The sequence below is a fragment of the Bradyrhizobium sp. 87 genome (assembly GCF_023073015.1).
Classification (GTDB): domain Bacteria; phylum Pseudomonadota; class Alphaproteobacteria; order Rhizobiales; family Xanthobacteraceae; genus Bradyrhizobium; species Bradyrhizobium canariense_D.
Map to the genome: position 1 here is coordinate 112059 of NZ_JADPIQ010000125.1, position 8415 is coordinate 120473.

Below are 8415 nucleotides of genomic sequence, written 5' to 3' on the forward strand. Positions count from 1 at the left end.
CGCGGCGGCGTGCATTGCTCAGTGCCGTTTCCACACACCGCACCATGGCCTCTCGACCTTTCGGCGCTCCTTGAGAGCTTCTGGCAGGCTCGACATCCGCCTGATACGCCGCCTATCTCAGTCCGTCATCACCCAGCTTATTCAGAGATCGAAGTGATCGATGATGATCTCGGTCGTTCAGCCGCCGGCGGCTTACACACGCCGGCTTCGAGCGAATGGTAGCGGAGGTTTGCCTTGGTAGGGTTGGTGCGGTTTGCGCCCGCGACGTCTCGCGCTTCGCTCGCAACAGTCGGGATTGGCAGCAACTCATCGAGATGTGCCGCGTGGCCGATACCGGTTCTGGTCGATCAGGAGACCATCTAAGCGCTGAGGCATGGCAACGACCGCCTGCTGCTCGGGGTAAGGGGCAGCCTCAACGAGTACGAACCGGATCTGTTGCGCCAGCGCTCGCTCTCGGCACGCTGTGAGAAGGCGCTCCGGGGCGAGTTGGTTATGGCAGCGCCCGTCGGCTTCATGAAGGCCGTTATGAGAAAGACCCGGATCGGCGCGTCCAGGATCAAGATGGTGTTCGACCAGGTCGAGGAACTGGGCGGATCGCGACAGGCGCGTTGCTGGCGCCACGGGTCCAATCTCGATCCCGGTGAAGCAGACCAACGGGGACACGGCCCGGCGGCGACCACACTACTCCGCCATCGGCAGGCTTAAACACCGGGATATGGTAGTTCGAGCGCATTGATGTGACGCGCTCGGGGTACGCGATTGCCGTTGCCGGTCTTGAGGCCATTGCGATTGAGGGGGCGGCAATGAGATCGTCGCTGGCGATCAGCACCAGTCGGCGCGCGGTTGGATGGTGTCGGCGGAGAGCATCACGCAACTGATGCCGCCGTTCTTTAGCTCTCTTGCCGGCCGCGGTTGCAGCGGCGATCGCCCCGGGGACCGACGACACCAAGCCGCGCTTCCTCGATCACCGCGCTGAACGATGCGGAGTTGCATGCCCTACACCGGCGTATTGAGGGCGATGGGACAACTGTTCGAAGCGCGACGCCCTGTCGGACGATAGCAGCGCAGACTGTCAGTCTCGAGACAAATGTCAGCAACTTGACGCTACACACCTCACGGAGTGCCTGCAGAGCTTCGAACTCTCTTCGGCACGAGGTTTGCTTTACTCAGTCATCATCATCACCACGCAGTGCGATGGTCTTCGGGACGGGCTCGGCGCATCGCCGTTAGCGTCTGGTCCGCCCGACGTTTTGCTGCGGCGATAACTTAAGGGCGCTCGGTTGTCGACCGAGAAAATGCAGGGAAGGAAGTATTGGTGCGATCTGGAGTTTTTCTTTCGGGAGCCACAACAATTGCGCTCATCGCAACCGGTGCAGCCAATGCGGCGGACCTTGAGCCAGAAGTGAAACTGCCACCAGCGGTGTGGAGCTGGTCCGGACGCTATATTGGCGGGCACGTCGGCGGTGGGTACGGCCGAACCTCCTTCGGTAATCCCTACGGTCCGTCAATCTATGGCGGCGTCGTCGATACCCCAGTGTTCCTCGCAGGAGGCCAGATCGGCTACAATTGGCAGAAGAACGGCTGGGTCTTTGGCGTCGAACTAGATGCCAGCGGCGCTGTCTCCGATGGCACAAATACTTGTCTCGCCGCCTCCGGCTTTGTTGTGAGCGCAAACTGCACGGCTGGTCCAAACCTCTTTACCACCGGGACCGGTCGCGTCGGTTACGTGTTGGACGCTCTCGGCCATACGCTGGCCTATCTCAAGGGAGGTGTGGCTTGGCAATACAATCAGGGCAACGTCCTCAATAACTACGAATTCAATGACCTCGGGCTACAGAAGAAAACTCATTTCGACTATGGTCAGGTCGGTGGCGTCATCGGGCTGGGCGTCGAACAAGCGCTTACGCCTGCATGGTCGGTCAACGTAGAGTATGACTATCTGCATTTCGGTGGGCCAAGCGTCGCAACGCCTACGACGGTGCAGCTTCCGCCGTTCGCAATTCTTCCGGCGAACACAACGAGCCTGTCCAGCAGCTATCACATCGGAAAGATCGGGTTGAACTACCATTTTGGCGCCGACCCATGGGCGGCGCAATGGGCCGATGCGCCGCTGTATGCGAAAGCACCTGCCGGCGCGCCGCCGATTGCTTACACGGCCGGTTGGTCGTTCGAAGGCGGATCGCGGCTCTGGCTCAGCCGGGGACGATTCCAATGGGACGCCAGCGCTGTTCCCCATGGGATCCCTACTGGAGATCCTAACATTCTTGTATCAAGGCTCACCTACCACGGCCTCGACGGACTTTCCGGCGAATTATTTGGCCGTCTTGACAGCCCGTGGGGAGTGTTCCTGAAGAGCAACGTCGGCATCGGGCGCTTCGATAAAGGAAAGATGAACGATGAAGATTGGAGCCTCCCTCGCGGGGTCTCTTATAGCAACACGATATCGGGCCAGGCAAACGGAAGGTTCACCTATTATACGGTCGACGCGGGTTACGATTTTTTGCGCGGCGTCAACTACAAGCTCGGCGGATTTATCGGCTGGGCCTATTACGCCCAGAACTCCGATACGATGGGATGCATGCAGATTGCCAACCCCATGACACTATGCCCGGCGTCGGCTGATCAAATCATTGGCAGCCAGGATACGCAGTGGAATGCACCTCGCGTCGGCCTGAGCGCCGAAACCATGCTTACCGAGCGTTGGCGTTTAAGCACGGATGTCGCTTACCTGCCTTGGACCGATTTCGCTGGTCGCGACCACCATCTGTTGCGCCCGAGGACTACCTTTATTGATCATCGCGGGAATGGAGGCGGGGGTGTACAGGTCGAAGGCGTGTTGTCCTACTTCATCACCGATAATCTCAGCCTCGGCGTCGGCGGGCGCTATTGGGCAATGTGGACCCAAAAGGACAGCGAAGCGATATGCACAGGCTGTTATCCGGGAACCACTGCGGCTCAGTTTTCAAAGTTCAGCATGGAGCGCTGGGGTACGTTCTTTCAGGCCTCTTACAAGGTCAATTGAAAAGGCCCCACCTTAGTCAGCTCCAGACACCAGCCCTGCTGGACGAGCATCCTGAAGCCGTACGCGTTTCCCTGGCAGAAGTATCTTGAACCGTCCTAGGCGTTTTCGAAGCTGGAAGTCATTACCGGCGTGGCCCGCCCGGATTTACGTTGGATTCCGCCGCCAAATAATAGTGAGATACTGTCGAGCAGCTGATGGAAACGTGGAAGCGGCGCCAGGCTGAAATCGGTAACTTCAACAAGCTCCGCATTTGCCTTTGTAGGACGATTCGCGAAGTGTGACGGGTGAAAACAAGGTTCAATTCTGATCGACGGGCGGTTCGTAAGACGCACGCACTCATCCACTAGTAAAGAAGGGGCCGCCGCCGTGAACTTCGGCGGTGACCCACCTAGGCCTACGGTGCAGAAACTCCGGTCCGTCATCGGCCCAACATATCGAACTTGATAACAAAGACATTCAGCGAGATCACATTAATGGGGAAACCGTCAGCGTGTTTCTTTTGCTCCACGAACGCGCTCGACACCTATCGCGATGGCTGCCGTGCGATTGTTTTCACGTTTGCTTCGCGCCAAGACGCGCTCGAAAGCACGATCCAAAGTTGATACTCCCTACTCGTGACTTCCTCCTCCTCCCAGAATAGTCGTTGGAAGCCCTGCACCCCCCATTCAAAGTAGCTGACCACGACACCGCCCGAGTTGCGGAGAATATGGGGATGAGAAAGATCTGCTTCTGATGGCCTTGCTACTGGCTGTTTCGGGGTCGATGCCCCGTTCCGGGCAGCCGGAACAAGCACGTCACACGGGATCGTCAGCAGCTCGCCTGGGTCTAGAGCAAGCTCGCTGGAGTGGCCATCCAGGCTACCTAGGAGGCAGCATGTCCGACCAGCTGTGGTATATCGAGCGCCGAGGTCGATAAAGCGCGCCCGTGTGATCTCTGACTCCGATCACTTTCGCTCGCATATTGTGTAGCTCGAGTGCGGTGATCGAACCGACATCTCCAAAGCCTTGAACAATACCGTGACAGATTCCTTCGGCATCAGCAGGCGGGTTCTTAGGTCGTCTGGTATCCTCGGGATAATTCGCGATCAGTTCGAATTGCTTTACGGCCATCTCAAACACTTGCCCAGTGCAGACAGTCACGGATAGCTCCTGAGCCTGGATATGAAACGTCGGAATGCTTGTGCTTCAGAGCACCGAGCTCGCTGGTGCGTGTTGCGCGTTTCAGACGCGGGTGAGACAACTAGTCCAATCAGCAAGATTGCGTCTCGCGGTCACGCCAGAAATATCACCAATGCGATGAAAGCGAGATTGACCGAGGCGGCCACGACGGCCCAACAGCAAATCGTGGCAGGCGAAAATTCAAGAGCGTCCTGCGAAGTGTCGACCCAAAGCGGCGGCATTCAAGTCAGCTCCAAAGACGCGGTTAAGAGACAAACCTGCATAAGCGCAGAAACCACCCACTCTGCTAAAGCCGAGCCTTTCGACCTTGCGTAGAGCCCTTGCCACCCCGCCTGGCGAGCGGGAGCACATCGGCTATCGCTCGCCGAACTGCCCGATCCGTCCGCTAGGCGAGCCGGTGCGATCCGCGAGTGCGAGGAGCACGGCTGGAGGAAGGACCGCGCGGATCGCACGCCCGCGAGCCCGCAAAATCCGTGCCCACTGGCAGCCCGTCTTGCCGCGAGCTTCTCGGGAGGCTTGCGCCCAATGCTCTGGGTTCGATGACATCCATTCTAAGGTCAACCCGCTATCCCGATCGCTCTTGAGCCACGGTGCCGGAGCGCTCGTCTGAGCTCACCGAACTGATGGAACATGACGAACAGAGCGATCATTCCGGCGCCCAGCTCAGCGATTGCTTGACTGGCTAACAGCCCATCGAAACCCGCAACCACCGGGAATAACAGTACGGCCGGTATGAAGAGATAGCCCTGCCTCGCCAGGGCCACAATTGCACTGAGGCGTGCTCTCCCAAACGCTTGAAGCATTGCCGTCACGAAACTCTGAACCCCAAACAGTCCAAAGAAGAGATGGAACACGATGCAGGACGAGACGGCTATTTCCGTGACATTCTCGTTATCGCTAAATAGACTCACCAAAGGCCTTGCAAAAACAACAACGGCCGCAGAATACGCGATGGAGAATGCGACCGTCACGAAGAGCATGAACTTCGCAGCCTTCAGAATACGAACATAGTCGCGTGCGCCCCAACCGAAACCCAGGATAGCTTGAGCGCCTATGCAGAACCCGGTGATAGGCAGTGCGCCGACCATCAAGATTCGCACAGCTATTCCAACTGCAGCGATGGAATCATCGCCGAACGGTGCGGCAGCTCCGTACAAGAGCATAACCGCAAGAGCCGATAAGATACTCGTCATTGTCGCTGGCGCGCCCACCAACGCGAGCTGTCTGATGCGATCTGCTCGCAATGATATGTGAGATATCCTGACGAGAACTGTCCCGCCAAGCTTCGCAAAATACGCAATATACAGTCCAATAGCGGCGATCTGCGATACCAGCGTTGCGAGGGCTGCGCCACGCACGCCAAGGTCAAACAAGAATATGAAGACAGGGTCAAGCACAGCGTTCAGTAGAAACGAGGTAAGCATCGCCCACATGCTGAATCGCGTATCGCCTTCGGCTCTGACAATGAACCCGCTAACGATGTTTAGAAGCATCAGGGTGTTCCCGAACAAAAGCGTTCCCGCGTAGTCGAGCGCCACGGGCATGATGGTTGGAGTCGCTCCGAGGATTGCGAATATCGCTGGCAGACTTGGAAGCAGAGCGACGGTAACTATGATGCCAATCGGAGCGGTGAGCGCGAGAGCTGTACTTGCGCCTCGACTCGCCTCTAGGTACTCACGAGCGCCCAGATGACGAGATATGAAGGACGCCGTTCCAACACCGATTCCCTGTGCGGCTGCCGCGAGCAGGACCATGATCGGCAAGGTCATGCTCACAGCTGCGGTCGCCTGCGCGCCAAGTGCGCCAACAAAGATCGCATTGACGACCTGCTGTAAAGCATGGATCGATAAACCAACAACAGATGGAATGGCGAGCCGCAGGATAAGGCTCGAGAGATTCGGGTCCGATAGATCGATGTGCTGTTTCTTCTGTGGCATCAAACTTCGCTCGCTCTCGAGCGCGAATTCCGTATCCGGCTCATTCATGCATGAACGTGTCGCGATTTTCCAAATTCGCTGATCGCGCACTCAGCGCAAGCTTTTCCGATCCGCTCTTGCACAGCGGTACATAAGTTTATCTGCGCCGATCGATCGTCGTGATCGCGTGGACCCGTTTGACGTTTCACAAGCTGATTTTTGCCTTGGTCGATTTTCCCTAGGCATGACGCCTCCCGCCAATCGCAGGCTTCTGCGGCTCTTAAGTAGAACAACGAGGATCCTGATTGAGGTGTCCGTGCGTAGCCACCTAGGTTCTGCCAGTCATATTGTGCCGTTCTGCCCTTTGTTGACTTCTCATCCGTTGCGTTTTTCCTCGATGATGATCGGCGGGGGAACGCGGCCGGACCCTAGAGCCTCAACTTGGCTTTGGCATCTACCGGATCTTGTAGTAGACGCTCCATCGTCTGCATGGCACACGCAATGAACGTGCCCAGAACCAGTGTTAGGTTCGGCGACGATGTCGTGCAAGCGCTCCATGATCTCGGGTTGCTTGTCGCGATCGAGACGAACGGCGGGCTGCTGGTCCCGGCCGGCGTGGTATCTGGGTTTGCGGCAGCAAATCGCGCCGCACTGGCCATCGCTCGCGGACACGAACTCAAAATTCGTGTAGCCGCAGCCGTGTGCCGGCGGTTCGATGAGAGGGCTCGGACGATTTCTGCTTCGGCCCACAGACGGCCCTGGCGCCGTCGACCACATGCGGCAGGCCGTCGCGCAACGCCTGACTCATCGGAAATGGCGAATCAGCGTGCAATGTCACAAACATCCCGGCATCAGATGAAGATATCCCAGGTATTTAAGTTCGAGGCAGCGCACCGACTTCCAACCGTCCCGCAGACACATCGCTGTCATCGGACGCACGGTCATTCCTATCGCGTCGAGGTCGTGCTGAACGGGCCCGTCGATCCGCACACCGGGTTCGTAATGGATTTCTTCAGCATGGAAGAAGCGTTCGGTCTTCTTCTAAAGAAGCTCGATCACCATTGCCTGAACGAAGTCCCGGGACTCGAAAATCCGACGGCGGAAAATATCGCCATCTGGATCTGGCAGCACGCGAAACCGCGCCTTGCGCAACTCTCGAGCGTGAGGGTGTACGAGACGACAGATTGTTGGGCCGAATATGAGGGGCCCGATCGCTGAATTCCGCGCTCATCTTGGGCTGTATTGATGCGGCGCGCCTGTCCATCTTCGGCTCCGAAACCGACGATCTGCGCTTCGGCTCCTCATCGGCCCGATCCGCGGGCAGATTCCCTCGCTCACGGGAGGCCCTTTGGATCTCGCGGGAGGTCAGACGACGGCGCCCTGCAAGGCTAGGATCTCAAGGAGCGCGAGGCAGCCATCGACAGCGCCATGAGCCGCCGCCTTCATCAGCAAATGCGGCAGCCGTAAGCCTCCGAAGCCCGCCGGACCAATTGCCCGGGTTGAGCGGATTTATGCCTCCCGCGACGACCTGGTGTATGTGCCTGCATGGATGATGATCAGGACCTTTACGCGAGAGGCGGCCTTGAGGGACGACCGGGTTTGACGGGAATCTGAGTCGAGAAGGCCCTCATCATAGGGCACTTTCGGCTTCGGTAGGTTCCCCTTCCACGCCACGCTCGTCGAGCGCTTGACGCGCCGCGCCGGTGAAGCCATCCGGCGTCAGCCTCGAGGGACTGGCACGGCGCGAGCCGTACAAGACGGCCCTTGCGCAGAGGGGTGCGAAGCGCGCGCAAGGCCTGATCTTCACCGCCGAGCTTGGTGAACTCACACACCTAGGAAGACAGCGTCATCCTTCTTGCGCTCGATCTTTTCAAGCGAGGTCTGATGCTTTTGCATCGTGGTCTCCGTTCCCACAAAACATGGACGCATAAACGCGAAGACGTTCAATAAAATAGGACAAAACATAATTACACCACTCCGACGCACCGAGGCGGCCATCCTAATGCCTCGACGGAGCCGCGATTCCCGTTGCGGGCTGGCTGATTCCTCGTGGAAAACGGCGAAGGTATCCTGTCCAACCCGATCTTGGCCGAGACGGCAGACTCGGCGTGCTCTTCCCACCACAGGCCAGCGGGTCGCGTATATCGCCAGCGCTGGTGAGGCGCCACGGGGCATCATCGACGGTGTGTCGCCAGCCGACAGGGAGATGCTATGGGGCGGCGACGAGGATATTGCATCCATTGTTGCTGATGAACCGATGGAGCGCCCCATGCAGAAGTTGAACGATCTGAGCCGATCC

At 58.2% G+C, this 8415-nt stretch carries 7 protein-coding genes; 3 read left to right on the forward strand and 4 right to left on the reverse strand.

Features of this window, described 5'->3' with window-relative positions:
• Positions 1-492: 492 nt before the first annotated feature.
• Both IVB50_RS30900 and IVB50_RS30905 read left to right on the forward strand, forming a co-directional pair.
• Positions 493-705, forward strand: a complete 213-nt coding sequence (locus IVB50_RS30900) for a hypothetical protein (RefSeq protein WP_247299135.1) — start codon at positions 493-495, stop codon at positions 703-705.
• A 610-nt stretch (positions 706-1315) separates the two neighbouring features.
• Positions 1316-3022, forward strand: coding sequence for an outer membrane beta-barrel protein (locus tag IVB50_RS30905; RefSeq protein WP_247299137.1), 1707 nt, complete (start codon positions 1316-1318; stop codon positions 3020-3022).
• A 523-nt stretch (positions 3023-3545) separates the two neighbouring features.
• Here IVB50_RS30905 and IVB50_RS42575 read toward each other — a convergent pair.
• The 3 genes from IVB50_RS42575 to IVB50_RS30920 form a co-directional block, all read right to left on the reverse strand.
• Positions 3546-3815 (reverse strand): hypothetical protein, encoded by a 270-nt coding sequence (locus IVB50_RS42575; protein WP_346771313.1) that lies wholly within the window; start codon positions 3813-3815, stop codon positions 3546-3548.
• Positions 3816-3879: 64 nt separating this feature from the next.
• On the reverse strand, positions 3880-4131 hold the full coding sequence (locus IVB50_RS30915) for a hypothetical protein (protein ID WP_245288394.1): 252 nt from the start codon (positions 4129-4131) through the stop codon (positions 3880-3882).
• Between the two features lie 626 nt (positions 4132-4757).
• Positions 4758-6185, reverse strand: a complete 1428-nt coding sequence (locus IVB50_RS30920; protein WP_247299139.1) for an MATE family efflux transporter — start codon at positions 6183-6185, stop codon at positions 4758-4760.
• A 786-nt stretch (positions 6186-6971) separates the two neighbouring features.
• Between IVB50_RS30920 and queD the strand changes: the two genes are divergently transcribed.
• Positions 6972-7334 carry a 6-carboxytetrahydropterin synthase QueD gene (gene queD / locus IVB50_RS30925; RefSeq protein ID WP_018454585.1) on the forward strand — a complete coding sequence of 121 codons (363 nt, stop codon included), beginning with the start codon at positions 6972-6974 and terminating at the stop codon, positions 7332-7334.
• 606 nt (positions 7335-7940) lie between these two features.
• Here queD and IVB50_RS30930 read toward each other — a convergent pair.
• The coding region (locus tag IVB50_RS30930) for a hypothetical protein (protein WP_247299141.1) at positions 7941-8415 on the reverse strand (475 nt) is incomplete at its 5' end.

What these genes read in the sequence shown, in the direction of transcription:
- IVB50_RS30900 (WP_247299135.1), top strand. Translation starts at nt 493, where the DNA reads ATGGCAGCGCCCGTCGGCTTCATGAAGGCCGTTATGAGAAAGACCCGG.
- IVB50_RS30915 (WP_245288394.1), bottom strand. Translation starts at nt 4,131, where the DNA reads ATGGCCGTAAAGCAATTCGAACTGATCGCGAATTATCCCGAGGATACC.
- IVB50_RS30920 (WP_247299139.1), bottom strand. Translation starts at nt 6,185, where the DNA reads ATGAATGAGCCGGATACGGAATTCGCGCTCGAGAGCGAGCGAAGTTTG.
- queD (WP_018454585.1), top strand. Translation starts at nt 6,972, where the DNA reads ATGAAGATATCCCAGGTATTTAAGTTCGAGGCAGCGCACCGACTTCCA.